Genomic DNA, 25501 nt, shown 5'->3' with positions numbered 1-25501 from the left:
CCGCGTCAGGCCGCGGTGGGTTCCGTCTCCGGCGTCGCGCGGCGGACCGTGCCGCCCCATTCCTGCACCACATCGCCGCCCGGGAGGGCGAAGGGGGCGGGGTTCGGGTCCTGCACCAGCACATCCGGCCGCAGCAGCCGGATGAGTTCCAGCGGCGTCTCCCCGCCGAAGCGCGCGATCAGGTCCACGCCCGGCATCTCCGCCAGCATGGAGGCGGCCGGATCCGCATCGCCGAGCCCGACCACCAGCCGGTCGCACCAACTCCGCGCCTGCGCCACCACCTCCGGCGCGCTGTTTGGCCCGCTGCCGACCAGGAAGCCCACACGGTTGCCGGCGCGGCGCCAGCGCTCCACCCGCTCGGCCGCCTCGGCCCGTGTCGCCATCTTGCGGGTGGCCAGGCGGCCGGGCGTCAGCGCCTCCTGGAACTCGTCCTCCCGCACCACCGCGATGCCGGTCTTGCCCAGCACGATGCCGGCCGCCAGCGCCCCCAGCCGGGCGATCGAGACCAGCGGCAATCCGGCGGCCAGCCCGGCCGCGGCCACGGCGACCACCACATCGCTCGCGCCGGAAGGATCGACCACCTCCGCCACGTCGCTCGGCAGGTGGCGGACGATGTCGCCGCCCTCCTCGGGCTCGACCAGCGTCACCCCCTGCTCGCCGCGGACCACCATCACCGCGCCGAAGCCGTGCAGGCTGCGCAGCGCGGCGGCGGCGGCGGCGATCTCGGCCTCCGTGCCCGTGGGCAGGCCGGTCGCCTCGGCCAGTTCCGCCACATCGGGCATGATCAGGTCGGCGCCGGCATAGCGGGCATGGTCCCCGCCCTTCGGGTCCACCACCACCTTGCGGCCGGCGGCCTGCGCGGCGGCGATCAGCCGGGCCGGGGTATCGCCGGCCAGCACGCCCTTGCGGTAGTCGGACAGCACCATCACCGCGGTGGCGGCCACCGCATCGCCCGCGATGCGCACCAGCCGGTCCGCCAGCCGCTGGTGGATGGGCGCCACGATCTCATGGTCCGCCCGCAGCAATTGCTGGCCGGTGGCGACGAAGCGGGTCTTGGTGGTGGTGGCGTGGCCGCCCTGCACCAGCAGCCAGGGCTCGACGCCCGGCTGGCCGCCGATGAGGCCGGTGAGGTCGCTGCCCGCCTGGTCGTCGCCGACCACGGAGACGAAGGCGACCGCGGCGCCGAGCGCGGTCAGGTTCCGCACGATGTTGCCGGCGCCGCCGGGCAGCGCCACCTCCCGCTCCACGGTCAGCACCGGGACGGGCGCCTCCGGGCTCACCCGCTCCACCCGGCCATAGACATAGCGGTCCAGCATTGCATCGCCGACGACCAGCACGGTGCCGCGCTTGAGCTGGCGAATGGCATCGAACAGCGCAGCGGGAAGCGGACCGGGTGGGCCAGGACGGGGGGCGGGCGCGGGTCCGTGCATTCTCCTGCGGTAGCGCAGGCTTGGGTCGCGGCGCAAGGCACGGCACCTCGATTCGCCGGGAACGGATCCGCAGGGCTAAAGTATTACATATTCACCTTGATCGACAGGGCAGGCGCCGCCCGGCTGGACCGATGCCTGCGGCGCAACCGGCCCCTGTGGAAGGACCGGCCTGTGGGGCGCGCATCGCCACGCGCGCTCGGTGATCAAGGAAGTGCGGTCACGCCCGCAGGGCGATCCACTCCGGCGGCCGGAACCGCCCGGTCGAAGCGGCGCAATCCGGACCTTTCCGCCAAGGCATGGGGGTCAGCTCGCCAGGAAGCGCAGCCGCTGCCCTTCCAGCACCAGGCAGGTGAGATCCCCGCCGAAGCAGGCGCCGGTGTCGATGCCGATCCGGTGCGACCGCACCGAAGGCGCGACCGCGGGCGTGTGGCCATGCACCACCACCTGCGGCAGGTCGCCCTCGAAGGACAGGAAGGGCTCGCGGATCCAGATCAGGTCGAAGGGGTCCTGCCGGTCCAGCGGCACGCCCGGCCGGATGCCGGCATGAACGAAGAGGTAGTCGCCCGCCGACCAGCGCAGCGCGCAGCCCCGCAGCAGTGCCAGGTGCTCGCGCGGGATCGCCTCCCAGAAGGGGTCCTCCGCGCTCGTCTCGTAGCTCGCCAGCGTCTCCGCCCCGCCATTCTCCAGCCAGAAGGGCAGCGCCCCGGGCGGGGAGCGCGGGTCGCAGGCATCCAGCATCATCACTTCGTGGTTGCCGAGCAGGTTCACCACCTCCGCCCCCGGCACCGGCGGTGGGGCGAGCAGCCGTTCCAGCACGCCCGCGCTGTCCTCCCCGCGGTCGACATAATCGCCGAGATGGACCAGCACGACCTGCTCCACCGGGCGCAGCCGGGCATCCTCGGCGATCTGCGCGTGCAGCGCCGCGAGCTGGTCGGCGCAGCCATGGACATCGCCGATCGCATAGACGCGCAGGCCGGGCGGCAGCGCGCCCGGCGCAAGGCTTTCATTCGCTAGTGCTAGGGCTTCGTTCACCATCCGGCGCGACCCTAGCGGAGATATCGCCCCGCTGCACCGCGCCAGGATTGCGCATGACCGTGACCGTCGCAGCCGTGACCGGCCCTGGATCGCCGGCCCCGCCCTTCCTGCCCGTCGAGGGCGCGCGGGCCCCGCAGCCGCTGCTCGGGGCCGCGCTGGCGGCATTGCCGGCGGCGCGCGGCTGCGTGGCGCTGCTGCTGCCGCCGGCGCCGCGCCTCGGCGCCGGACCGGCCCGCTGGCGCATGGCGGAGGCGATCCTGCGGGACGCCGCGGCGATCGGCGGCGGCGCGCTGCTGCGCTCGGCCGCCGGGGGCACGCTGCTGCTTGGCGCCTCCCCGGCGGCGGCCGCGCGCGCGGCCGCCGCGCTCGGCAGCCTGGCTGGCGTGGCGCAGCCCCTGCCGCTCTGGCGTCTGCCGGAGGAGGCCGAGGCGGTGCTCGCCTGGGCGGCGGCGCAGGCGCCGGCGCCCGCCCCGCAGCCCGCGCCCGCCCTGCCGGTCACGGGGCTGCACCAGGCGCTGGACGGGCTGGCGGCCGAGGCCGTGCTGCAGGCCGATGCCCTGGTGGCCCCCTCGGGCGCGCTGCGCGGCCGCCGCCTCCGCCTCCTCCGCCCGGCCGTTGCCGCGGCGCTCGGCCCGCTGGCCCAGGACCCCGACCTGCTGGCCCATGCCGAGGACCGGCTGGCGGCGCGGCTGCTGCCCGGCCTCGCCGCCTGGGCGCGGGACCTACCGGGCCTGCGGCTGATCCCCCTGCCGGGCGATCGCCTGCCCGCCCCCGCCCTGCGCCCGGGCGCGACCGGGGTGCTGCCGCTGGCGGCCCTGGCGGCGCCCGATTTCCCCGACCGGCGCCAGGAACTGGCCGGGCGCGGCTGGGGCGTGGCGCTTGACGGGCTGGATGCGGCGTCGCTCGGCCTGCTGGACCTGCAGCGCCTGCCGGCCGACCTCCTCCTGCTCCGCTGGTCGCCGGGGCTGGCCGCGCCCGGGCCGGCCGCGGCGCTGCGGGCGCTCGACCCGGCGCGCCTCATCCTGGCCGGCGGCCGGGACGCGGCGGCGCGGGACTTCGCCGCGGCGTCGGGGATGCTGCTGGCCCGGCCGGCATGACACCCGTCGCATGCAGGTCCGATCCGCCGCCAGCGGCGGGGCATCTGGAAGGGTGCTGCGGCGCCAGCCTTCACGGACGGTTGAGATGCCCGCTTCAACCGCCAGCGGCATGAGCACGCGGGACGGCGCTGGCCCCATGGCGCGGGGCCCGGTGCCGCCCGACCTGACCGCTCGCCGGCAGGGCGCGTCGGATGCGCTGGCCCTGACGCAACTGGTGCGGGAAGCAGTGGCGGCCGAGCTGCCGCGGCAGGTGCTGCATCTCCGCCTCTCCCGCCTCAATGGCCAGGTGCGCCACGACCATCACCGCCGGCTGCTGCGGGAAGCGCTGGAGCCCGCCCTGCGCCCGGTCCGCAGCCGGCTGTTCCAATTGCCGAATGGCGACCTGGTCGCGGTCGCCCCGCCCGGGGGCCGCCACCTGCGGGAGGCCGAGGCGGTGATCGCCCTGCTGCTCGCCCCGGGGGAGGGCGAGGCGGTGCCCGGCGCGCTGCATGTCGTGCTGGAACTGCCGCGCGATGCCGCCGCGCTGCTGGCCGCGGTGGAGGAAGCGATCGGGCCGGCGCCCGCACCGCGGCCGCCCCCGGCGGCGGCGCCCTTCTCGCCGGCCGAGCTCGCCGCACTGGAGCAGGCGCTGCGGGGCGCCAGCCTGGCGCGCTTCCTGCGCCGCCGGCCGGTCTGCCGCCTGCTGCGCGGCGCGGGGGGACCGGTGCCGGTCTGGGAAGAATGGGGCCTCGCCTGGCCGGAGCTGCGCGCCACGCTCTGCCCGGGGGCCGATCCGGCCGCCACGCCCTTCCTGGCGCGCCGGCTGCGCCGGCTGCTCGACCGGCGGCTGCTGGCGGAGCTGGCCCGGCCGGAGGAGGTGCGGGGCCATGGCCCAATGGGCCTCTCCCTGGCGGCGGCGACGCTGGGGGAGCCGGAATTCCTCCGCCTCGATGCGTTGCTGGATGCGCCGGGGCGGGCCATCACGGTGCTGGCCCTGCCGGCCGAGGAGGCGCTGGCCGCGCCGGAGGACTTCGCCTTCGCCCGCGACTTCGCCCGGGCACGGGGCTACCGCCTGGCGCTGGACCTGCCGGGGCCGGGGCTGCTGGAGGTGCTGCCCTTCGGGCGGCTGGGCGTGGACATGCTGCGGCTGCCCTGGTCGCCGGACCTGCCCGCCACCACGCCCAGGCTGCCGCCGGGGCCGGAGCAGGTGGTGCTGACCGGGGCCGATCGGGCCGCCGCCATCGGCTGGGGGTGGGAGGCCGGGATCACGCTGTTCGAGGGGCGGCTGCTGCGGGCGCGGGGGTGAAGGGAACGGGGCGTGGCACCCACCCGCTGGGAAGGCTGCCCCGGGATCGGGCCGCGACAGCCTGGCCCCGCCCGCCGCTGCCGTTGCACCAGGCGCGGGCCTCCGCGCTGCCGCCCACCAGACCGCGCACCGGCCGCACTGGAGCGGATCGCGAAGCGGCGTGAACGCCTGGGAGCGTGAAGCTGCTCTTCAACTCAGGCCCTACGGCGGATTGGCGTTCCGTCCTGAACGCAATCCGCTGTGGTCCTTGGAGGCTCATCCGGCGCACCGGGCCATGGCGGATCGCCCTCGCATCCACATGGCTATCCGATGCGGGTTTCCACGCCCGTGCAGGGCCACGCGTCCGGTGGTCCTGGGTTTCCCGCGATCCGCGCTACCGCACGGGATCCAGCACGACCACCGGGATCTCGCGCTCGGTCTTGCGCTGGTAGTCGGCATAGGGCGGCCAGAATTCCAGCGCCTTCTCCCAGAGCCGGGCGCGCTCCTCCCCGGCCGCCGTCCTGGCGCGGGCCTTCATTCGCGCGGTGCCGACCTGGATCTCGACATTCGGATCGGCCAGGATGTTCCGGTACCAGCCGGGATGCTCAGGCGCGCCGCCCTTCGAGGCGACGATGAGGTAGCTGTCGCCGACCTGGCCGTAGAACAGCGGGAAGATGAACTTCTCCCCGGACTTCCGGCCCGTCGTCGTCAGCAACAGCGACGGCACCGTCATGGCGGGGTAGCCCGGCGGGCTGGCCTTGTACATGTGACCGTCGGTGCCGCCGCTGGAGAGGTAGCGCCGCGCATGGTCCTGCATCCAATCCGGGAGGTGTGGAGCGAGCTTGGCCTCGGTCATCGTCGCGTCTCCGCTGGAGCCGCACAGAGCGTATCACGGATGCGGCTGGCGATGGATGCCCGGCCGCGCGGCCTTGCCCCCGCCCTGGCGAAAGCCTCCTCGCGGCAACGCCCGGCCCGTGGCTGCCTTCCCGCACCCTGTCGGTGACCGATGCCGTGATGCCGCTGCCGCTGCCGGTGCACCCGCATGGGATGGCCGTCATCTGCGGTGTCGCGGCGAACTCCTTCCGGGAGCGACCCACCCCGGACGGAGACCGGCGCAGGACAGCCCGATGTGCCGCCGGAGCGATGCCTCCATCGAATGCGGGTTGGCGAGGCAACCCGGCACCCGCATATGCCCCTTGATGGACATGCCAGCCACTGCCGCAGAGAGCGCCCCCGCGATCCATGCCGAGGCGCTGACCAAGCGCTACGCGCCCGATGCCCCGCCGGCGGTGGATGCCCTCAGCTTCGCCATGCCGCGCGGCGCCACCTGGGGGCTGCTGGGCGGCAATGGCGCCGGCAAGACCACGACCATCGCCATGCTGCTCGGCCTGATCGTGCCGAGTGCCGGGCGCGTTGCCTGCCTCGGCCATGACATGGCGCGGGACCGCTTCGCGGCGCTGGCGCGGATGAATTTCTCCTCCCCCTATATCGCCCTGCCGGGGCGGATCAGCGTGGCGGAGAACCTGCGCGTCTATGCCCATTTCTACGACGTGCCGCAGGCGGAGCGGCGCATCACGGAACTGGCCGGGCAGTTGCAACTGACGGCGCTGCTCGACCGGCCGGCGGGCGAGCTCTCCGCCGGGCAGAAGACCCGGGTCGCGCTGGCCAAGGCGCTGATCAACCGGCCGGAGCTGCTGCTGCTGGACGAGCCGACCGCGAGCCTCGACCCCGATACCGGCGACTGGGTACGGAGCTGGCTGGAGCGCTACCAGGCGGAGAGCGGCTGCGCCATCCTGCTCGCCAGCCACAACATGGCGGAGGTGGAGCGGCTCTGCGGCCATGTGCTCATGCTGAAGCAGGGGCGGGTGGTGGACCAGGGCAGCCCGGCCGAGCTGCTGGCGAAATACGGCCGCGACGACCTGGAGGAGGTCTTCCTCGACATCGCCCGCGGCCGCCAGCGCCAGCCGGAGCCGGCGGAGTGAGCGCCGGGCCGTCGCGCCCCGCCGGCGCCCGGGCCGCGCTGCCCGAACGCGCGCGCGCCTCCGCGCGGCGCATCTGGGGCCTCGTCTACCGGCATCTCGCGCTCTACCGCCGCTCCTGGCCGCGGGTGCTGGAGCTCATGTACTGGCCCATCCTGCAGATGGTGGTCTGGGGCTTCGTCACCGCCTATCTCGCCGGCCTGCAGAACAACGTCACCAGCGTCGCCGCCGGCGTGCTGCTCGGCGGCGTGCTGCTGTGGGAGGTGGCGCTGCGCAGCCAGATGGGCTTCTCCATCTCCTTCCTCGAGGAGATCTGGTCGCGCAACCTGGGCCATGTCTTCGTCAGCCCGCTCCGGCCGCGGGAACTGGTGGCCGGCCTGATGGCGATGAGCCTTATCCGCGTGGCCGTAGGCGTCACGCCGGCGGTGCTGCTGGCCTGGCTGCTCTATGCCTTCGGCCTGTTCTCCATGGGCCCGGTGGTGGTCGCCTTCTTCGCCGCGCTGCTGATGATGGGCTGGGCGGTCGCGCTCGGCGTCACCTCGCTCATCCTGCGCTACGGCGCGGGGGCGGAGGCGCTGGCCTGGTCCGTGCTGTTCGGCCTGACGCCCTTCTCGGCTGTCTTCTATCCGGTCTCGGTGCTGCCCGCCTGGCTGCAGCCGGTCTCCCTCGCCCTGCCGGCCGCGCATGTCTTCGAGGGGATGCGGGCGGCGCTGCTGCAGGGCGAGATCGCCTGGGGGCACCTGGCCGCCGCCTTCGCGCTGGATGCCTTCTGGCTGGCGGCGATGGGCTGGGTGTTCATGCGGCAGTTCCAGGGCGCGCGGGTGCGCGGGGCGCTGCTGAACATCGGGGAGTGAACAGGCACGGCGCCCTGCGGAGCGCGGACGCGCGCCGCGGCGCCTGCATCCGCTCGGCAGGCAAGGGTCGTGGCGGATGGGCATTCGGCCATGACCGCCGGAGCGGAACGCGCACGGGGGTGATGACGCGCATCGGACGGCCTGCAGCGGATTGCACTCATATCTGAACGCAATCCGCTGCAGCTCTCCGATTTCCGGGCAGCATCACGCTCCCGTCCGCGATCTGCCCCGGCCCGTCGATGGGGCGGCCCGGTTCCGCCGGCTGAGCGGGCCCACCCAGCCCTCCCCTGCGCCATCGGCCATGGCGCCCCGGCCGGATGCCGGGCGGCCTTTCCCGAAGCGCCCGGCGGAAACTCCGGTAGGCGCAGGGGGTGGACCTCTGCTAGCGGGACGTGCATGGCCGATCCCGTTCCCGCTCCCGCCGCCGCCTCCTGGTGGGACCGGCGCTTCCTCATCCTCTTTGCCCTCGGCTTCTCCGCCGGCGTGCCGCTGCCGCTGGTGGCGGGGCAGGTATTGCGGCAGTGGTTCACCGAAAGCGGGCTCTCGCTCGGCGCCATCGGCCTGACCGCGCTGATCGGCCTGGCCTATGCCAACAAATTCCTCTGGTCGCCGGCGCTCGACGCGCTGCGGCCGCCGCTGCTGCGCGGCCTCGGCCAGCGGCGCGGCTGGCTGGCCTGCATCCAGCTTCTCCTCATCCTGGCGATCGCCATGGTCGGGCTGAGCGACCCGCGGATCGACCCGGTGACGACCGCGCTGCTGGCGGCGCTGGTGGCCTTCCTCTCGGCCAGCCAGGACATCGTGGTGGATGCCTACCGTATCGAGGTGCTGGGGGAGGACGACCAGCGCCAGGCCTGGGGCCTCGCCGCCTATGTCTGGGGCTACCGCATGGCGCTGCTGGCGAGCGGCGCGGGCACGCTTCTGCTGGTGCAGCATATCGGCTGGTCCGGCGCCTATCTCTATGGCGCGGCGCTGGTGCTGGCGGGGCTGGTGGCGACCCTCTGGGGGCGGGAGCCGGCGCGGATGGTGGTGCCGGCGCTCGGCTGGCGGTCGCGGCTGCGCGCCTCGGTGCTCGATCCCTTCCTCGACTTCACCCGCCGTCCCCTGTGGCTCGCCATCCTGCTCTTCATCGCCCTCTTCAAGCTGGGCGAGGCGCTGGCGGGCGTCATGACCACGCCCTTCTACCGCTCCCTCGGCTTCACGCGGGAGGATGTGGCGACGGTCGCCACCGTCTTCGGCATGTTCGCCACCCTGGCCGGGGCGCTGGCGGGCGGCTGGCTGGTGGGCGTGATCGGCGTGCGGCGGGCGCTGATCGTCACCGGCCTCGGCCAGATGCTGTCGAACCTGATGTATGTCGCCTTGTGGTCGGCGGGCCATTCCATGCCGATGCTCTGGGCGCAGGTGGGGGTGGAGAGCTTCACCGACGGCCTGGCGGATGCCGCCTTCCTCACTTGGCTGTCGCTGCTGACCAGCCGGGCCTTCACCGCGACGCAATATGCGCTGCTCTCCTCCCTCGCCGCGGTGCCGCTCCGGACGCTCGGCGCCAGTTCCGGCTGGCTGGCGGAAAGCCTGGGCTGGCCGGGCTTCTTCTTGCTGACGACCGCGGCGGCGCTGCCGGCCATGGGGATCATGCTCTACCTGCTGCGGCGGCTGCCGGCGGAGGGGCGGGGACAATACCGGCCGGCATGAATCCTGGCCTGCGCGCCGGGGGCGCCGGCGCCTCCGGCTGTGGACAGGCGGGACACCAGGCGAGCTGGCGGAGCCCAGGACCCGCCGCCGACCGGCCCCGTTCCGCAGAGGGAGGGATGGCGGCCCGGAAGGCCGCTCAGCCATCGACGCGGATGTTGTTCTCGCGGACGACGCGCGCCCACCGGTCCATCTCGCTCTCCACGAAGGAGGCGAAGCCGTCACCCGATACGGCCAGCACGTCCATCCCCTGCGCCTCGACCCGCTTCCGCACCTCGGGTTCGGCGAGGATCCCCGCCAGCTCCGTCTCCATGCGCCGCGTGATCTCGGCCGGCACGCCCGCCGGCGCGAAGACGCCCCACCAGGTCGGCGCCTCGTAGCCATCGAAGCCCAGCTCATGGAAGCTCGGGACGCCGGGCAGATCCCGCCAGGGCGCCCGCGTCGTCACGCCGAGACCCTTCAGGGCACCGCTGCGCACATGCGGCCCGCCGACGGGCGCGTTGGTGACGAAGAGCGGCACCTGGCCCGCCAGCGCATCCTGCAGCGCGGGCGCGCCCCCCCGGTAGGGGACATGCGTCAGCTGGATGCCCGCGTGGTTGCAGAGCTGCACCATGGCCACATGCATCATCGTGCCGATGCCGGCTGTCGCGTAGGTGATGGCTCCGGGCCGCTGCTCGCGCGCCATCGCCACCAGGTCCGGGAAGCTCCGCCAGGCGGTCGAGGGGTGCGAGGTGACGACCAGCGGGCCGCGCCCGATCAGGGTCACCGGCACGAAGTCCCGCCGCGTGTCGTAGGGCAGCCGCATGATCGAGGGGATGATGGCGTGGCTGTCGACCACGACGAGCCAGGTATGGCCATCCGCCGGGGACCGCGCGGCCTCCGCCGCGCCGACGGAGCCGGTCGCGCCGGGCCGGTTCTCCACCACCACGGGCTGCCCGAGCACGGCCTGCAGCCGCGGCTGCAGGATGCGGGCGAGGATGTCGACCGACCCGCCCGGCGGCCAGCCGACGAGCAGGCGGATCGGGCGGGCGGGCCAGGCGCCGTCCTGGGCCGGTGCAGGCCGCGGGATGGCAGGCGCGGCCAGCAGCCCGCCGATGAGTGCGCGACGCTTCAAGCGGTGATCCTCCCCGGGGGCCTTTTTCGTTCTTGCGCGGCCGGGGGAAGCCCCATCCGCCCGGCCGCGAGGGCAAGCCTGCGCCCGCCTCGCCGGCTGTCAACAAAGCTCTGCTCCATCGGGGTCCCGCTCGCCCGGTGATCCCGCGCCGCGGCCCCCAGGGGGACTGGCCGGCCCGCGACGGGCATGCGGGCGGCCCGGCAGGCGCCGGAGCGGACCGCCGGAAAGATGGCCTCCGCCTTGCACCTCCGCCTTGCAAAGGCTGGGCAGGCGGAGGCTGGGGACGCGTCACGCCGTCATGGCCGGCGTGACACCGCCTGCGCGCCGCGCCGGCGCTTGCGCGCCCGCGGCGCGGGCGCATGGTGCGCGGCCCCATCGGAGGATTGCGATGCTCCCCAGCCATGTGCTGCCGCCCCTGCTGCTGATCGGCAGCAATGTCCTCATGACCTGGGCCTGGTATGGCCATCTGAAGCGCCCGGCCTGGCCGCTCTGGCTGGCCATCCTGATCTCCTGGGGGATCGCCTTCTTCGAGTACTGCCTGGCCGTGCCGGCGAACCGCATCGGCTACGGCTCCGGCCTCTATACCGGCCAGCAGCTCAAGGTGATGCAGGAGGTCATCACCCTCTCGGTCTTCGCCGGCTTCAGCGTGCTGGTGCTGGGGGAGCCGCTGCGCTGGACCTACCTCGCCGCCATGGGCTGCCTGGTCGCGGCCGTGGTGTTCATCTTCCTGCCGGTCGAGTGACGCGGCCCGACGGGCGGAGGACGATCAGCACGGAAGTCTGAATCGGCCTGCCCGCCGCCAGCCCCATGCGGCCTTGCACCGGGCCGGGCCTTGCCGGCACTTCTGCCGCCTGACCGGCGCGGAGGACTCGCAGGGATGATCTGGCCCTTCTCGCGCCCCGAGCCGCCGAGGGAGGCGAAGGCCATCGCCCTCGCCCGCCGGATCGAGGATCTGCGGGCGGAGCGGGACAGGCTGCCGGAGCGGCGCTGGTTCGGCCGCGACCAGGCCAGGGCCGGGCGCGACCTGGAGGCGCTGCGGCGCGAGATGATCGCGCTGCTGCAGGCCGGGCCGCTGGTCGCCGCGCGCGACCGGCTGCGCGCCGCCGAGGCCGCGCTGCGCGATGCCCAGGCGGCCGAGATGCTGCTGCGCGAGCAGGCGGGCGCCCGGCCCCCCGCCTGGGACCCCGAAGCGCAACGCGCGGCCGAGGCGGTGGCGGCGGCGGACCATGCCCTCGACCTCGCCCGGGACGGGCTGCGGGACGCCTTCGCCGCGGCAGAGGTGCCGCTGACCGCCGAGCAGCTCGAAGCACTGGCGCTGCTGCCGGGCGGCGATGACGACATCGCGCTGATCGCCAGCGTGGCCAGCTTGCGGGAGGTGATGCGCACGCTGGAATCCCTGCTGCCGGACCGTCCGGAGCCGGAGGCGGTGGCGCGCTACTACGGCTATGCCGTGCTGTTCCTGGAGACGCTGCTGGCCGTGCAGGAACAGGTGGTGGCCCGCATCCGGGAAGAGCATGTCCCCGCCATCCAGGCCCGCCAGGCGGAAACCCGCGCGCTGCTGCGGGAGACGGCGAAGCTTCGCTCCGGCGAGCGCGACGCGGCGCGCCGGGCGCTGCTGGATGCGAATGAGGCGGCGCAGCGCAACGCTCTCGCGGCCATCGCCATCGCGCAGGAACGGTTCAGGCAGAAGCTGCAGCGCCTGGGCCAGGCGGTGTCCCGGACGCGCGCCGACCTGGCGCTGGCGCGCAACACGCACGAGACGGTGCGCGTCACGCAGGACCTCGCACGCAGGTTGCGCCGCACAGACCAGCTTTTCGATGAGTTGACGAAACTGAGCCTGCCGGACGTGCTTCCCTTCGCCGGGGACGAGATCCGCGCCGAGCTGCTGCGGATGTCGAACCGCCTGGTGGCCGGGGGCGAGCGGGCCGGACCGGCGCGGCCGCGCCGGGGGGCCTGAATAGCGCAGGGGAGAGACGATGCTGGTCGGCGTCCCGAAGGAGGTGAAGGTCCACGAATACCGGGTGGGGCTCACCCCCGCCTCGGTACGGGAACTGGTGGCGCAGGGCCATCAGGTCCTGGTCGAGACCGGCGCGGGCGCCGGCATCGGCTTCCCGGACGCGGCCTATGCGGCGGCCGGCGCCGCCATCGCCCCCGATGCCGCAGCCGTCTTCGCCCAGGCCGGGCTGGTGGTGAAGGTGAAGGAGCCGCAGCCGCAGGAATGGCGGCAGCTCCGGCCGGGCCAGATCCTCTTCACCTATCTCCACCTCGCCCCCGACCCCGACCAGGCGGAGGGGCTGATGGCGAGCGGCTGCACCGCCCTGGCCTATGAGACGGTGACGGACCCGCAGGGCGGCCTGCCGCTGCTGGCGCCGATGAGCGAGGTGGCCGGCCGCATGGCGGTGCAGGTCGGCGCCCGCTGCCTGGAGAAGGAGGCCGGCGGCGCCGGCATCCTGCTCTCGGGCGTGCCGGGCGTGCCGCCGGCCCGGGTCGCAGTGCTGGGCGGCGGCGTGGTCGGATCGAATGCGGCGCGCATCGCCGCCGGCATGCGGGCGCGCGTCACGGTGCTGGACCGCAACCCGCGCGTGCTGGATGCGCTGGACCGGGAATTCGCCGGCGCCGTCGCCACCCTCTTCGCCACCTCGGAATCGGTGGAGCAGGCGGTGACCGAGGCCGATCTCGTCATCGGCGCCGTGCTGGTGCCGGGCGCGGCGGCGCCGAAGCTGGTCACGCGGGCGATGGTCGGGCGCATGCGGCCAGGGTCGGTGCTGGTCGACGTGGCGATCGACCAGGGCGGCTGCTTCGAGACCTCCCGCCCCACCACCCATGCCGAGCCGACCTATCTGGTGGATGGCGTGGTGCATTACTGCGTGACGAACATGCCAGGCGCCGTCGCGCGCACCAGCGCCGTCGCGCTCAACAACGCGACGCTGCCCTTCACCCTGCAGCTTGCCGGCAAGGGCTTCCCGCGCGCGCTGGCGGAGAACCCGCATCTGGCGCAGGGGCTGAACGTGCATGCCGGGCGGATCACCCATCCGGCAGTGGCGCAGGCGCTGGGGCGGGAGGTCCTGCCCTGGGAGCAGATCGCCGCGGAGCGGAAACGCCCGGGGGCGTGAATCCGCCCGGACAACAAAGGCCAGGGCGGATCGGCGCTCAGCCTCGAACGCCGATCCGCGGTGGCGGCGCGCAGCGGTTGAAGCACCACCGGTTTCCATTCACCGGCTGAATGTCGGACATGCGGCGCGCTGCCTTGGCCGGGCGGTGCCGCGGTACCAGCTTGCGGGCAACGCCGCTTGCGGCACCGCAGCATGGGATTCCCCCGCATGTCCGCCAACCTGTTCCAGCCGGCCCGCCTGGGCCCGCTGACGCTTCCCAACCGCATCGTCATGGCGCCGCTGACCCGCAGCCGCACGGGCAGCCGCGGCATTCCCGGCCCGATGAACGCCGAATACTACGCCCAGCGCGCCTCCGCCGGCCTGATCATCGCCGAGGCGACCCAGGTCTCCGCCCAGGCGCAGGGCTATGCCTATACCCCCGGCATCCATGACGAGGCGCAGGTCGAGGGCTGGAAGCGCGTCACCGACGCCGTGCACGCGGCGGGCGGGCGGATCGTCCTGCAGCTCTGGCATGTCGGCCGCATCTCGCATGAGAGCCTGCAGCCCGGCGGCGCGCTGCCCGTCGCCCCCTCCGCCCTGCGCCCTGCCGGCCAGGCCTTCACCGAGGCCGGCTTCCAGCCCCATCCGACGCCGCGCGCGCTGGAGACGGACGAGATCCCCGGCATCGTCGCCGACTTCCGCCGCGCCGCCGAGAACGCGCAGCGCGCCGGCTTCGACGGCGTCGAGATCCACGCCGCGAATGGCTACCTGATCGACCAGTTCCTGCGCGACGGGACCAACCTCCGCACCGACCGCTATGGCGGCAGCATCGAGAACCGCGCGCGGTTCCTGCTGGAGGTGACCGAGGCGGTGACGCGGGTCTGGGGCGGCGAGCGCGTCGGCATCCGCCTCTCCCCGGTCTCGCCCGCCAACGACATCGCCGACAGCGACCCGCAGGCGCTGTTCGGCCATGCCGTCGCGCAGCTCGACCGCTTCAACCCCGCCTATCTGCATGTGGTGGAGGGCGCGACGGGCGGTGCGCGCGACCACGCGCCCTTCGATTTCCAGGCGCTGCGGCGCGCCTTCAACGGTGCCTATATCGCCAATAACGGCTACGACCTGGCGCTGGCGGAACAGGCGCTGCGCGAGGGCAAGGCCGACCTGATCGCCTTCGGCCGGCCCTTCATCGCCAACCCGGACCTGGTCGAGCGCCTGCGCATCCATGCGCCGCTGAACCTGCCGGACCGGGACACGCTCTATGGCGGCGATGCCAGGGGATACACGGACTACCCGGCGCTGCAGCGCCAGGCCGCGGAATAGGCCCGCAGGGGGGCCGCATCCCCCTGCATCCCCTCCGCAGCGGACCGGCCTTCACGCCTGAGCGCCGATCCGCTGCGGTCCTTTGTCTCGCGGGCAGCTTCACGCGCCCGGGCGACGGGGTCCCTGCTGAGCTTGCGTCGCGACCTCAGCCGGGTGCCCCGTTCAAGCCCGCCCGCGATCCGCTCCATGTCCCGGATTCCCGCCGCGGGCAGCACCGTGCGAGGTGTCGGCCGTCGCCGCGGCAAGCCAGTCCACCACCTCGGCCAGCGCAGCATCGTGTTCCAGCCCGCGGGCACGCGCCGCCTCGAAGACGGCGACCTGCCGGTCGGCGCTCGTGCCAGGCAGGATCGCGCGGGTGGCCTCGGCCTCCGCCCGGCAGCCCAGGGCCTCCGCATCCTCGGCCACCAGGGCCAGCACCTCCTCCAGCCGCTCGGCGACCGTCACCGTCCCGCCGGATGCCTCCTCCACCAGCACGGCCCGCACCCCGTCCCGCTGCGCCCGCCAGAGATTCTCGCCGGCAATCGCGCGCGACGCGCCTGTCATGCCGCGGTTCAGCTCCGGCCGCCGGTCGGCATGGCGCACGAGGCAGCGCCAGAGCGCCGCGAGCGCCAGCGCATCCTCCAGCCGGGTGCAACTGTCGGCCACCCGCAGCTCCAGCGTCGGATATTTCAGCGAGGGCCGCACGACCCACCACAGGTAGCTCGCATCGGCGATCGCGCCGGCCCGCGTCATCACCGCCACGAGCCGCTCGTAATCCGCCGCATCCGCGAAGAGCTCCGGCAGCCCGGTGCGCGGCATCTCGCCGAAGACGCAGAGCCGGTAGGCGGCGAGCCCGGTCGCGCGGCAGCCGAAGAAGGGCGAGGAGGCCGAGAGCGCCAGCAGCAGCGGCAGGAAGGGCATCAGCCGGTTCATCAGGTCCACCCGCGCCTCGGGCCGCGGCACCTCGACATGCACATGCAGCCCGCCCACCACGTTCCGCCGCCCGGGCAGGCGCAGCTCGCGCGCCAAGTCCTGGTAGCGCTCCGCCTCGGTGTGGCTCTGCCGCGACCACTGCGCCAGCGGATGGGTGCCGGCGGCGAAGACGAGCAGGCCGTGGCGGCGGGCCAGCCCCGCCAGGTCGGCCCGCAGCCCGGCCAGCACCGCCCTCGCCTCCCCGCAATCGGCGGAAGGCGGCGTGGAGGCTTCCACCTGCATCCGCAGCAGCTCCCGCTCGACCCGCGGCAGCTCCGTCTTCGCGGCGGCGTGGAAGGCGTCCAGCGCCGCGCCTTCGGGCGTGCCGCGCGTGGCCGCATCAGCGAGGAAGTACTCCTCCTCGATCCCGAAGCGATAAGCCGTTCCCATCCTGCCCTTCCCCCTGTCGCCGGCCGTGACGACAGGGAGGGCCGAAGCCCCCGGCGCCTGCGCCAGCCAGGGGGAAGACGCCCGGCGCCACCCCTGGTTTGCGCGCCGCCCCCCGGCCGGCAGGAGGGCCTGGGGGAGGTCCCGCCTCCGCCGGCCCTGCATGGGCCTGTCCGCGGTCACCAGCGGGTCACCCTGGGGGCGTGGCGGCCAGGGCGCGAGGTCGTCCTTCCGGCAAGGACCGGCGGCGCACCGGCGCGCGGGCCGGCACGCCGATGCGCCCTCAGAGCTGTTCCTCGATCGGCAGCAGGCGGACCAGCCCGGCCAGGAAGCGGCGCCGGAGGGAGGCGCCCGGCTCCCGCCGCCCGGCCGGCGCCTCGCCGCCCGGCGCGATACCGCCGGTCCAGGTCAGGCGGCCCTCCTCCAGCGTCACGCGCCAGCTTCGCACCGGGTCCGCCAGGCGCGCATGCTCCGCCCGCAGCGCCCGCGCCAGGGTGGGGTTCTTCACGAAGACGCCCATCTCCGTGTTCAGCGCCGCCGAGCGCGGGTCGAGGTTGAAGGAGCCGACGCAGACCAGCCTCCCGTCCACCACGAAGGCCTTGGTGTGCAGGCTGGCCCCGCGGGAGCCGAACATGCTCGCCGGCTCCTCGCCGCTCGGCTTCAGCTCGAAGAGTTCGATGCCACCCTTGAGCAGGGCGCGGCGGTAGCGGGCGTAGCCGCCATGCACCGCGACCACATCGGTCGCGGCAAGCGAGTTCGTCACCACCGAGACCCGCACCCCGCGCCGCACCAGGCCGAGCAGCAGCGCGAGCCCGGCCTTGCCGGGGACGAAATAGGGCGAGATCAGCAGCGCCTCCCGCTTCGCGGTGCGCAGCGCATCGGCCGCCTCCGGCCCGATGCCCCCGGCGGCCCGCGCCCGGCGGCGCGCGCCCAGGCCCCGCCGCGCCTTGGCCGGCGGGTCGGCGACAACGCGGATCGCCGCCTCCGGCACCGGCACGAGACGGCCATCCAGGCAGGCCGCCAGGTCCTCCCCCTCCGGCGATTCCGCCAGGAAGGCGCGGGCCTCGGGGGCCGCCGTCGCGGCGGCGAGCTTGCCTCGCAGGGCGGGCAGCCCGCCGCGGGCGGATTGCGCCGCGCTGACCTCGCCGGCGCAGCGGACAAAGGGGCTGCGCCAGTAGCGCTCGAACACCGCCGTCGCCTGCGCCGCCGCGGCACCGGCGAGCAGCACGTCCAGGTCGCGGAAGTTGAACTCCTCGGCGGCGTCGAAATATTCGTCCGCCAGGTTGCGCCCGCCGGTGACGGCCAGCCGCCCATCGGCGATCCAGGCCTTGTTGTGCATGCGCCGGTTCAGGTGCCAGCCGCCCAGCAGCATCTCCAGCGCATAGCCGAGCCGCCCGAAGGCGCGCCAGCGCGTGCCGTTGAACAACCGCACCTCGATGCCCGGATGCGCGTCGAGCGCGGCTAGCGTGCGCTCCTGCCCCAGCGCGAAGACGTCGTCGAGCAGCATGCGCACGCGCACGCCGCGATCGGCCGCGCGCAGCACCTCCTGCGCCAGCAGCCGGCCGGTCAGGTCGCCATGCCAGAGATAGTATTGCAGGTCGAGGCTGCGGCCCGCCGCGCGCGCCGCGGCGGCGCGGAGGGCGAAGGCCTCCCGGCCCTCGGCCAGCAACGCGACGCCCGTGGTGGTGCCGAGCCCGGCCAGGGCCGCATGCACGGCGCGCTCCAGCGGCGTCCCGGGGCCGGCCTCCAGGGCGGTGGACAGGTCGGGCCTTTCCGGTGGCGCTTCCTGCCGAGCCAGCACGCGATCCCTCCGCAACCTTTCCGTGCCCGTGTCGGGACTCCAACGGCCAAGCGCAGCGCGGGTTCGTGGAACCGCGCGGCCGGGTCATGCCAATGGCATGAGCAGGGCCTTCAGGCCGGGCGGCGCCGCCCATGCGGCTGCGGCATCGGCGGGCTTTGCGGGGCGAACCGCCCGGCGACGACGGCCGGCCATCGATGGGTGGACGCCAATGGCCGCCCGGTCAGGCTGCGGTGGCGAGGGCCAGCCGCGCCGGATGCTCCCCCGCGAGGCGCAGCCGGACCCGCGCCTTCAGCGGCAGGTGGTCGGAGGCGACGCGGGCGAGCGGGCTGTCATGCGCCTCCACCCCCAGGACCTGGGCGCGCGGGCAGCCGAGGATCCGGTCGAGCGCCAGGAAGGGCAGGCGGGAGGGGAAGCTGGGCGGCCCCCCGACCACGCCGCCGAAATAGGGTTCCAGCCCGCGCAGGGCGGAGCGCGCCCGGTCGAACCGCCACTCGTTCAGGTCGCCGAGCAGCAGGGTCGGCATGTCCTGCCCGCGCGCGACCGCGGCCAGCACGGCCCTGACCTGCCGGGTGCGGCAGCGGCGGAGCAGGCCGAAATGCGCGGCAACCACCCGCATCTGGCCAAGGCCGCCGGGAAGGTCGAGCTCGGCCACCACGGCGCCGCGCGGCTCGGCCCCGGGCAGGTCCAGCCGCTGCAGGCGCCAGGTGGTCCCGGGGCGGACCAGCAGGGCATTGCCGTGCCAGCCCAGGCCATCCGGCAGGTCGGAGACGGGCAGGGGCACGAGGCCGGTCTCCCGTGCCAGGCATTTGGGATCCAGCAGCGCGGTGCGCCGGCCGAAGCGGCGGTCCACCTCCTGCAGCGCCACCAGCTCGGCGCCGAGCTCGGCAATCACCGAGACGACGCGCCCGGGATCGAACTCCCCATCCGTGCCGACGCATTTATGGACGTTGTAGGAGGCGACCCGCAGCTCCGTGCCCTCCCCGCAATGCTCCTGCGCCGGCGGCCAGGCGAGGGGCGGGCCTTCCGACGGGGCCGGGCGGGCCCGGGCGGGAGCATTGGCAAGGCCGATGGCTGCGGGGCGCGGGAGGCGGAAGGACGGCAAGGGAGATCCTGGGCTGCAACGATGGCCGGGGCCGGCGAGGTGTTTCACGCAACAAAGATAAGACCGCGCCGGCCCCGGACCAGGGTTCCGATGCGAAAGGTGATCGGGAGCCGCCGCGGCCGACAGGCCATGCCAACGCCGGATCGCGGCGAAGGATGCGGCTCCGGCCCGGCCGGCAGCGCCGCCGCCGCCGGGCCTCATAGCAGCGGCATGAATGTCCCCATTCATGCCGAGCGCCCGGAGGGGCGCCGCCGCCACGGGCTCCCCGGGAGGTTGCGGCGCAATCTCCCTGGGAACCTGTGGTGCGGCCTGTCCAGGCTTTGCGGAGCAAACCGCCCGGAGATGGAGGGACCGTTAATGGGCCACCATCAACGGTTGCCGGCATCAGGCGCCCCGGCGCTTGGCCTCGATCGCGTCCCAGATCGCCTTCTCCAGGTGCACGCCGTCGAAGCGGGCGATCTCCTGCAGCCCGGTGGGGGAGGTGACGTTGATCTCGGTCAGGTAGCCGCCGATCACGTCGATGCCGACGAAGATCATGCCGCGCGCCCGAAGCTCCGGCCCGATCCGGGCGCAGATCTCCTTCTCCCGATCGGTCAGGGTGGTCGGCTCCGGCCTTCCGCCGACATGCATGTTGCTGCGCGCCTCGCCCGCCGCCGGCACCCGGTTGATGGCGCCCATGGCGATGCCGTCCACCAGGATGATGCGCTTGTCGCCCTCGCGCACTGCGGGGACGTATTTCTGCACCACCAGCGGCTCGCGCGAGCGCTCGGTGAACATCTCCAGCAGGCTGTTCAGGTTCATGTCGTCCGGCTTCACCAGGAAGACGCCGGCGCCGCCATTGCCGAACAGGGGCTTGAGGATGATGGTCTCGTGCCTCTCCCGGAAGCGCATGACCTGGCGGCGGTCGGCGGTCACCAGCGTCTCCGGCATCAGGTCCGGGAAATGGGTGACATAGAGCTTCTCCGGCGCGTTGCGCACCGCGGCCGGGTCGTTCACCACCAGGGTCTTCGGGTGGATGTGCTCGAGGATGTGGGTGGCCGTGATGTAGGCCATGTCGAAGGGCGGGTCCTGGCGCATCAGGACCACGTCCATGCTGGAGAGGTCGAGCTCCTCCTCCGGCCCGAAGGCCCAGTGGGCGCCCTTCTGCCGCTGGACCGTGACCGGCTTCGCCCAGGCGGTCACCCGCCCGCCGGACAGCGCCAGGTCGCGCACATGGTAGTGCCACAGGCTGTGGCCGCGCGCCTGCGCCTCCAGCATCAGGGCGAAGGTGCTGTCGGCATCGATGTTGATGCTCTCGATCGGGTCCATCTGGACCGCGACGCGCAAGGCGGCTGGCATCGGCTGTCTGTCTCCCGTGTCGGGCGTCTCGGCTGCTCTGTTGGCATCCCCCGGCCCGGGGCGCCAGGGGGAACGGCCGGGGCGCCGCCCGGGCCGGATGGGCCGAGCCGGCCCGGGCCGCCAGGAGGACGGCCGAACGCCGCCGCAGGGCGCCGGATGGCGGGAGGGCCGGTATCCTCCGGCCGGCCTGCCGCGCCGCCGGGCCGCCCTCAGTTCAGCCGGTGCCGCAGCTCCTCCGCCACCATCCGGATGCGCCGGGCCGCCTCGCCCTCCGGCTCGATCTCGAGCGAGCGGTCGAGGCAGCCGAGCGCGGCGCCGATCCGGTCCAGCCGCTGGTTCATCAGCCCGGCCTCCCGCCAGAGCAGCGCCTGGTCCGGGGCGAGGCGCAGCATGTCCTCCGTGCAGGCGAGCGCCCCCGCCAGGTCGCCGGAGCGCAGCCGCCGCAGCTTGATGTTGTTCTGCAGGCGCAGCAGCACCGCCCGCTTGTCCATCAGGCGCAGCAGGCCCGGCCGCAGCTCGGCCCGCTCGCCCTCGATCCGCTTGAGCAGGGCGCGCAGCTCCGGCGCCGCGAGGCCGGCGCCGCCGGCGAAGACATCGACCAGCGCCTGGCCGCGCCCGCCCTCCACCGCCACCAGGAAATGGCCGGGGAAATCGACACCATGCGCCGCCCAGCCCGCCGCCTCGGCGGCATGCAGCCAGAGGATGCCGAGCGCAACCGGCAGGCCCTGCTTCCGCTCCGTCACCCGGATCAGGTTGGCATTGGCCAGGTCGTCATACTGTTCGGTATTGCCGGCATAGCCGAAGCGGCGATGGATGACGGCGGTCAGCACCTCCCGCCGCCGCTCGGCATCGCCGGCATCCGCCTCCCGGTCGGCGGCGGCGGCCGCAACCGCTTCCTGGGCGAGTTCGGACAAGGCGGTGGCGGCGGCGCGCCAATCGGCGTCCGGCGCATCGATCCGGGCGAATTGCAGCGCCACGGCGGCGAGCTCGATCTCGGCGTCGGGAAGCTGGCCGGCGGCGGCGAGGGCGGCGCGCGCCTCATCCTGTGGGGTGGAGGCCATGCGGGGAATGTCGCTGCCCCGCCCGCCGGCTTCAAGGGCTGCATCGCCCGCGCCGGCCGGCGCGGGCCGCCTTCAGCCCTGCGGGGCGGGCGGGACCATGCGGCCGAGCCGGCGGCCGCCGAAGATGTGCACGTGGAAATGCGGCACTTCCTGCCCGGCATCCGGCCCCATGTTGGAGAGGATGCGGTAGCCGCTGGCCTCCAGCCCCAGCGACTTCGCCACCGCCGAGACCACGCGCCAGAAGCCGGCGATCGCCTCGGCGCTCGCCCCGGCGTGGAAATCCGCCGCGCTCACCCAGCGGCCCTTCGGGATGACCAGCACATGCGCCGGCGCCTGCGGCGCGATGTCGTGGAAGGCGAGGGCGTATTCGTCCTCATGCACCTTCTTGCAGGGGATCTCGCCGCGCAGGATACGGGCGAAGATGTTGGCGTCGTCATAGGGCGGCAGGCCGGTGACGGACATGGTGGCGGTCCCCTCGCTTGGTCCTGCCGCCGTCATGGCCGGGCCTGCGGCGGGCATCAAGCCCCGCCGCCTGCCCGGCAGGCGCGGGAGGGCGCGCCCCTAAGGCAGCTTGCTGGTCTTCGCCGCCCGTACGATGCCCTTGGGCCGCGCCGCCTTCTCGGCGATGCCGCTGATCCCCTCGCGCCGCTGCAACTCGGCCCAGACCTCCTCGGGCCGGATGCCGGCATCCACCCAGACCACCATCAGGTGGTAGAGCAGGTCGGCGCTCTCCAGGATCGTGCCCTGGCGGTGGCCCTGGGTCGCCTCGATGACGCATTCCACCGCCTCCTCGCCCAGCTTCTGGGCGACCTTGGCGGTGCCGCGCGCCATCAGCCGGGCGGAGTGGCTGTTCTCCACATCGCCCGAGAGGCGCCTGGCCTCCACCGTCCCCCAGAGCCGGTCGAGCACCCCGGCATCGGCGGCACCGACCCGGATGTCGAGCGGCTCGAGATGGCGGGATTCCGCCTTCAGTACCGTCTTGGGCGGCTTCTTGGCCTTGGCGGGGACACCGGCCGGCAGCGGCAGGGTCGTGCGCTTCTTGCTGGCCGGCTTCTTCTTCGCGGACTTGCCCGCCTCCTTGCCCATTCAGGCGACCTCCGCGAGGGGGCGCACCGGCAGGCCCGCCGCGGCCAGCGCCGCCTTGGCGTCCGCGATGCGGAACTCCCCGTAATGGAACACGCTCGCGGCCAGCAGGCCGCTGGCGCCGGCCAGGGCGCCCTCCACGAAATGCCCCACCGTGCCGACGCCGCCCGAGGCGATGATCGGCACCGCGACGCGCGCCCGGATCGCCCGCAGCAGGTCGAGGTCGAAGCCCGATTTGGTGCCGTCCCGGTCCATGGAGGTCACCAGCAGCTCCCCCGCCCCGGCCTTCGCCATGCGCTCCGCCCAGCTGACGGCGTCGATCCCGGTCGCCTTCCGGCCGCCATGGGTGAAGACCTCCCACCGCCCCTCCGCCACCCGGCGGGCATCCACCGCGACGACGATGGCCTGGCTGCCGAAGGCCTCGGCCGCGCGGGTCACCAGTTCCGGCTCGGCCACCGCGGCGCTGTTGATGCTGGCCTTGTCGGCGCCGGCCAGCAGCAGGCGCCGGACATCCTCCACGCTGCGCACGCCGCCGCCGACCGTCAGCGGAATGAAGACCTCGGCGGCGGTGCGGGAGACGACGTCGTACATCGTGTCCCGGTTCTCATGGGTCGCGCCGATATCGAGGAAGGTGATCTCGTCCGCCCCCTCCCGGTCATAGGCGCGGGCCTGCTCCACCGGATCGCCGGCATCGCGGAGGGACACGAAATTGACCCCCTTCACGACGCGACCGTCCTTCACGTCGAGGCAGGGGATGACGCGGAGAGCGAGCAAGGGGTCACCTGCGGAACCGGGGCGCCCTGGTGCGGCGCGGGAGAGTGCGCTTGGGACGGAATGCGCCGGGGGTCAAGCGCCGAATCCGGCGGGGCAGCCCCCCGGCGGCGGCGCCCCGGCGCGCGCCATAGTGTAGCCGGAGCGGATCGACCCTGCCTGCGGCGCACGGTATCCCGGCCGGGTGCCGCAAGACGCCCTCTCCCACGCCCCGGCCGCCCTGCCCGCCGCCCCGCCCGCTGCCGATGCGCCGCCGCGGCTCGGCCGCGCGCTGCTGCGCACCGCCGCCACGCTCCTGCTCTTCCTGCTCGGCTGCGGGGCGCTGCTCTGGTTCGCGCGGGACAGCGAGGCGGTGGCGGCGGCGGCCCTGCTCTCCCCCACCATCATCGCCGCCTGCCTCGCCCTTTCCCTGGTGAACTACCTGGCGCGCGGGCTGCGCTGGATCCTGCTCGGCCGGGCCTTCGGCGTCGCCGCCCCGGGCGGGCGGCAGATGCTCTATTTCTTCGCCGGCTTCGCCCTGACGGTGACCCCGGGCAAGGTGGGGGAGGTGGTGCGGCTCTGGCTGCTGCATCGCCATCACGGCGTGTCCTATACCCGCAGCATGCCGCTGCTCGCCGGCGACCGGGTGCTGGACATGGTGGCGATCTGCCTGCTGGCCCTGGCCGGCGCGGCGCTGACCAGCCAGTACCTGGCGGTCACCGCGGTGCTCACCCTGGCCTGCATCGCGCTGCTGGCGGCGCTGACCCATGCGCCGCTGCTGCTCAGCCTGCTCGATTGGGCGGAGCGGCGCATCCGGCGCGCCCCCGGCCTCTTCGCCCGGGCGCGGGAGGTCTGCGCCACCCTGCCCGCCATCGGCCGGCCCGCGGTGCTGCTGCCCTCGCTCGGGCTGAGCCTCCTCGGCTGGCTGGCGGAATGCCTGGTGCTGTGGCTGGTGCTGCAGGCGCTCGGCGCCGCGATCGGCCTCGGCGCGAGCATGCTGGTCTTCTGCCTTGCGGCGGTGGCGGGCGCCGTCTCCCTGCTGCCGGGCGGGCTGGGGGCGGCGGATCTCAGCCTGCTCGGCCTGCTGCGGCTGGTGCAGGTGCCGGAGGCAGCGGCCATCGTCACCACCATCCTGGTGCGGCTGGCGACGCTGTGGTTCGCGGTGGGCCTCGGCCTGATGACCCTGCCCTTCGCCCTGCGCCGCCCGCGGCCCTGAGGGGCGCGCGAAGGGCCGGCCGGTGATCCGGCCGTTTCCCCCAACGGCCCGGATGCGTGACCGCATCCGGGCAGGAGCGCCGCATTGGCGGCGGGCCGCCGAAGGGGTGCCCGACGGCGCGAAGCGTCGCCGGGCGCCCGGAGCGGCCTCAGCGTGGGCTGCCGCCCGTGCTGCCGGGGTCGATGACCGGAGCCGCCGGCATCACCAGCGCCGGCCCCAGCCGCCCGGCATCCCATGGGCGGCGGGCGGCGGGGGCGGGAGGTAGCGCTGCTGCTGCCACGCCATGCGGCGCTCCCATTCCCAGCGGCGGGCGCGCTCGGCCTCGAAGAAGGCGCGGCGCGCCTCGCGCTCCCGCCAGCCGGAGTCGTGGCCGCGCGGCGGGCCGTAGCCCGGGCCGTTCCAGCTGCCATGGGCGGCAGCGCCGCCGGCGAGCAGGGGCAGGGTGGCGAGGGCGGCGAAGAGGGCTTTGCGGAGCTGCATGGGGGCCTCCTCCAATGGGGCCGGTGACAGGGAGGAGGATGGCCGCCCGCCGGGGCGGCCCAGGGGCGCCGGTGTGGCGCCGCGGTGGCAGCTCGTTACAGTGGATTGCGTCCAGAACCGGACGCCCGCCCGCGATCCGTCCTGCAGCGGATTGCGTTCGAAACTGAACGCCAATCCGCTGTCGGTCGTTGCTCGCGGAGCAGAGTCTCGCCCCGGGCGTTCGCGCCCCTCCGCGATCTGCTCTGCAGCGGGTTGCGTTCAAATCTGAACGCCAATCCGCTGTAGACCGTTGTTTGTAGAGCAGATTCACGCTGCGGAGCGTTCACGCCCCGCAGCGATCTGCTCTAGACCTTTATTGCCCTGACTGTGCATAGCCGCAGTGTTGGAAGTAGGCGGCGCACTCGCTCGGACTGAAGCGGTCGAGGAGACTGCCGATGGTATCCCAGAGGGTGCCGACGGTCCTG

The 25501-nt window shown here is 74.0% G+C and carries 23 protein-coding genes; 10 read left to right on the top strand and 13 right to left on the bottom strand.

Going from position 1 to position 25501, the window contains the following annotated elements; genetic code table 11:
• Positions 1-5 precede the first annotated feature (5 nt).
• Complete coding sequence (locus LHA35_RS00115; RefSeq protein WP_226602951.1) at positions 6-1430, bottom strand: bifunctional heptose 7-phosphate kinase/heptose 1-phosphate adenyltransferase; 1425 nt, start codon at positions 1428-1430, stop codon at positions 6-8.
• A 303-nt stretch (positions 1431-1733) separates the two neighbouring features.
• Complete coding sequence (locus LHA35_RS00110; protein ID WP_226602950.1) at positions 1734-2465, bottom strand: metallophosphoesterase family protein; 732 nt, start codon at positions 2463-2465, stop codon at positions 1734-1736.
• 53 nt (positions 2466-2518) lie between these two features.
• On the opposite strand from LHA35_RS00110, the gene LHA35_RS00105 reads away from it, so the two are divergent.
• Both LHA35_RS00105 and LHA35_RS00100 read left to right on the top strand, forming a co-directional pair.
• Entirely contained in the window at positions 2519-3562 is a 1044-nt protein-coding gene (locus tag LHA35_RS00105; protein WP_226602948.1) for a hypothetical protein, read from the top strand.
• A 109-nt stretch (positions 3563-3671) separates the two neighbouring features.
• Positions 3672-4847, top strand: coding sequence for a hypothetical protein (locus LHA35_RS00100; RefSeq protein ID WP_226602945.1), 1176 nt, complete (start codon positions 3672-3674; stop codon positions 4845-4847).
• A gap of 373 nt (positions 4848-5220) precedes the next feature.
• Here the strand turns inward: LHA35_RS00100 and LHA35_RS00095 are convergent, their stop codons facing one another.
• Positions 5221-5682 (bottom strand): nitroreductase family deazaflavin-dependent oxidoreductase, encoded by a 462-nt coding sequence (locus LHA35_RS00095; RefSeq protein WP_226602943.1) that lies wholly within the window; start codon positions 5680-5682, stop codon positions 5221-5223.
• 349 nt (positions 5683-6031) lie between these two features.
• Between LHA35_RS00095 and LHA35_RS00090 the strand changes: the two genes are divergently transcribed.
• From LHA35_RS00090 to LHA35_RS00080, 3 genes are all read left to right on the top strand, one after another.
• Entirely contained in the window at positions 6032-6808 is a 777-nt protein-coding gene (locus LHA35_RS00090) for an ABC transporter ATP-binding protein (RefSeq protein WP_226602941.1), read from the top strand.
• Positions 6805-7659 carry an ABC transporter permease gene (locus tag LHA35_RS00085; protein ID WP_226602939.1) on the top strand — a complete coding sequence of 285 codons (855 nt, stop codon included), beginning with the start codon at positions 6805-6807 and terminating at the stop codon, positions 7657-7659. Before LHA35_RS00090 ends, LHA35_RS00085 begins: the two co-directional genes overlap by 4 nt.
• 396 nt (positions 7660-8055) lie before the next feature.
• Positions 8056-9345 (top strand): AmpG family muropeptide MFS transporter, encoded by a 1290-nt coding sequence (locus tag LHA35_RS00080; protein WP_226602937.1) that lies wholly within the window; start codon positions 8056-8058, stop codon positions 9343-9345.
• A gap of 136 nt (positions 9346-9481) precedes the next feature.
• On the opposite strand, the gene LHA35_RS00075 is transcribed toward LHA35_RS00080, so the two are convergent.
• On the bottom strand, positions 9482-10456 hold the full coding sequence (locus tag LHA35_RS00075) for a tripartite tricarboxylate transporter substrate binding protein (RefSeq protein ID WP_226602935.1): 975 nt from the start codon (positions 10454-10456) through the stop codon (positions 9482-9484).
• Between the two features lie 388 nt (positions 10457-10844).
• On the opposite strand from LHA35_RS00075, the gene LHA35_RS00070 reads away from it, so the two are divergent.
• The 4 genes from LHA35_RS00070 (at position 10845) to LHA35_RS00055 (ending at position 14868) form a co-directional block, all read left to right on the top strand.
• Positions 10845-11198 carry a DMT family protein gene (locus LHA35_RS00070; protein WP_226602933.1) on the top strand — a complete coding sequence of 118 codons (354 nt, stop codon included), beginning with the start codon at positions 10845-10847 and terminating at the stop codon, positions 11196-11198.
• A gap of 135 nt (positions 11199-11333) precedes the next feature.
• Positions 11334-12413: a coiled-coil domain-containing protein gene (locus LHA35_RS00065; RefSeq protein ID WP_226602932.1), complete on the top strand. Its 1080-nt coding sequence runs from the start codon at positions 11334-11336 to the stop codon at positions 12411-12413.
• Positions 12414-12432: 19 nt separating this feature from the next.
• The gene (ald, locus tag LHA35_RS00060; protein ID WP_226602931.1) at positions 12433-13569 is read left to right on the top strand and encodes an alanine dehydrogenase; all 1137 of its coding nucleotides are present in this window, start codon (positions 12433-12435) and stop codon (positions 13567-13569) included.
• Between the two features lie 207 nt (positions 13570-13776).
• A complete protein-coding gene (locus tag LHA35_RS00055) occupies positions 13777-14868 on the top strand; it encodes an alkene reductase (RefSeq protein WP_226602930.1) in 1092 nt (363 codons plus the stop codon).
• Positions 14869-15030: 162 nt separating this feature from the next.
• Here LHA35_RS00055 and LHA35_RS00050 read toward each other — a convergent pair whose 3' ends face one another.
• From LHA35_RS00050 to hisF, 8 genes are all read right to left on the bottom strand, one after another.
• Positions 15031-16209: a carboxylate-amine ligase gene (locus LHA35_RS00050; protein ID WP_226602928.1), complete on the bottom strand. Its 1179-nt coding sequence runs from the start codon at positions 16207-16209 to the stop codon at positions 15031-15033.
• A gap of 280 nt (positions 16210-16489) precedes the next feature.
• Positions 16490-18007, bottom strand: a complete 1518-nt coding sequence (locus tag LHA35_RS00045; protein WP_226602926.1) for a phospholipase D family protein — start codon at positions 18005-18007, stop codon at positions 16490-16492.
• A gap of 220 nt (positions 18008-18227) precedes the next feature.
• Positions 18228-19109, bottom strand: a complete 882-nt coding sequence (locus LHA35_RS00040; protein WP_226602922.1) for an endonuclease/exonuclease/phosphatase family protein — start codon at positions 19107-19109, stop codon at positions 18228-18230.
• A 384-nt stretch (positions 19110-19493) separates the two neighbouring features.
• The gene (gshB, locus tag LHA35_RS00035; protein WP_226602920.1) at positions 19494-20447 is read right to left on the bottom strand and encodes a glutathione synthase; all 954 of its coding nucleotides are present in this window, start codon (positions 20445-20447) and stop codon (positions 19494-19496) included.
• Positions 20448-20656: 209 nt separating this feature from the next.
• Positions 20657-21508, bottom strand: a complete 852-nt coding sequence (locus tag LHA35_RS00030) for a SirB1 family protein (protein WP_226602918.1) — start codon at positions 21506-21508, stop codon at positions 20657-20659.
• A 72-nt stretch (positions 21509-21580) separates the two neighbouring features.
• Positions 21581-21970 carry a histidine triad nucleotide-binding protein gene (locus tag LHA35_RS00025; protein ID WP_226602916.1) on the bottom strand — a complete coding sequence of 130 codons (390 nt, stop codon included), beginning with the start codon at positions 21968-21970 and terminating at the stop codon, positions 21581-21583.
• Between the two features lie 99 nt (positions 21971-22069).
• Positions 22070-22594, bottom strand: coding sequence for a phosphoribosyl-ATP diphosphatase (locus LHA35_RS00020; RefSeq protein ID WP_226602912.1), 525 nt, complete (start codon positions 22592-22594; stop codon positions 22070-22072).
• Positions 22595-23365 (bottom strand): imidazole glycerol phosphate synthase subunit HisF, encoded by a 771-nt coding sequence (hisF, locus tag LHA35_RS00015; RefSeq protein ID WP_226602909.1) that lies wholly within the window; start codon positions 23363-23365, stop codon positions 22595-22597.
• A gap of 181 nt (positions 23366-23546) precedes the next feature.
• Here hisF and LHA35_RS00010 point away from each other — a divergent pair, with 181 nt between their 5' ends.
• Positions 23547-24557: a lysylphosphatidylglycerol synthase transmembrane domain-containing protein gene (locus LHA35_RS00010; RefSeq protein WP_226602905.1), complete on the top strand. Its 1011-nt coding sequence runs from the start codon at positions 23547-23549 to the stop codon at positions 24555-24557.
• A gap of 201 nt (positions 24558-24758) precedes the next feature.
• Here LHA35_RS00010 and LHA35_RS00005 read toward each other — a convergent pair whose 3' ends face one another.
• Positions 24759-25037, bottom strand: a complete 279-nt coding sequence (locus tag LHA35_RS00005) for a hypothetical protein (protein ID WP_226602901.1) — start codon at positions 25035-25037, stop codon at positions 24759-24761.
• Between the last annotated feature and the right edge of the window lie 464 nt (positions 25038-25501).

This window comes from Roseicella aerolata, from assembly GCF_020523605.1.
Taxonomy (GTDB): Bacteria; Pseudomonadota; Alphaproteobacteria; order Acetobacterales; family Acetobacteraceae; genus Paracraurococcus; species Paracraurococcus aerolatus.
The sequence above is the reverse complement of the archived record's forward strand: the minus strand, read 5'-3'. Positions and strand labels throughout refer to the sequence as shown.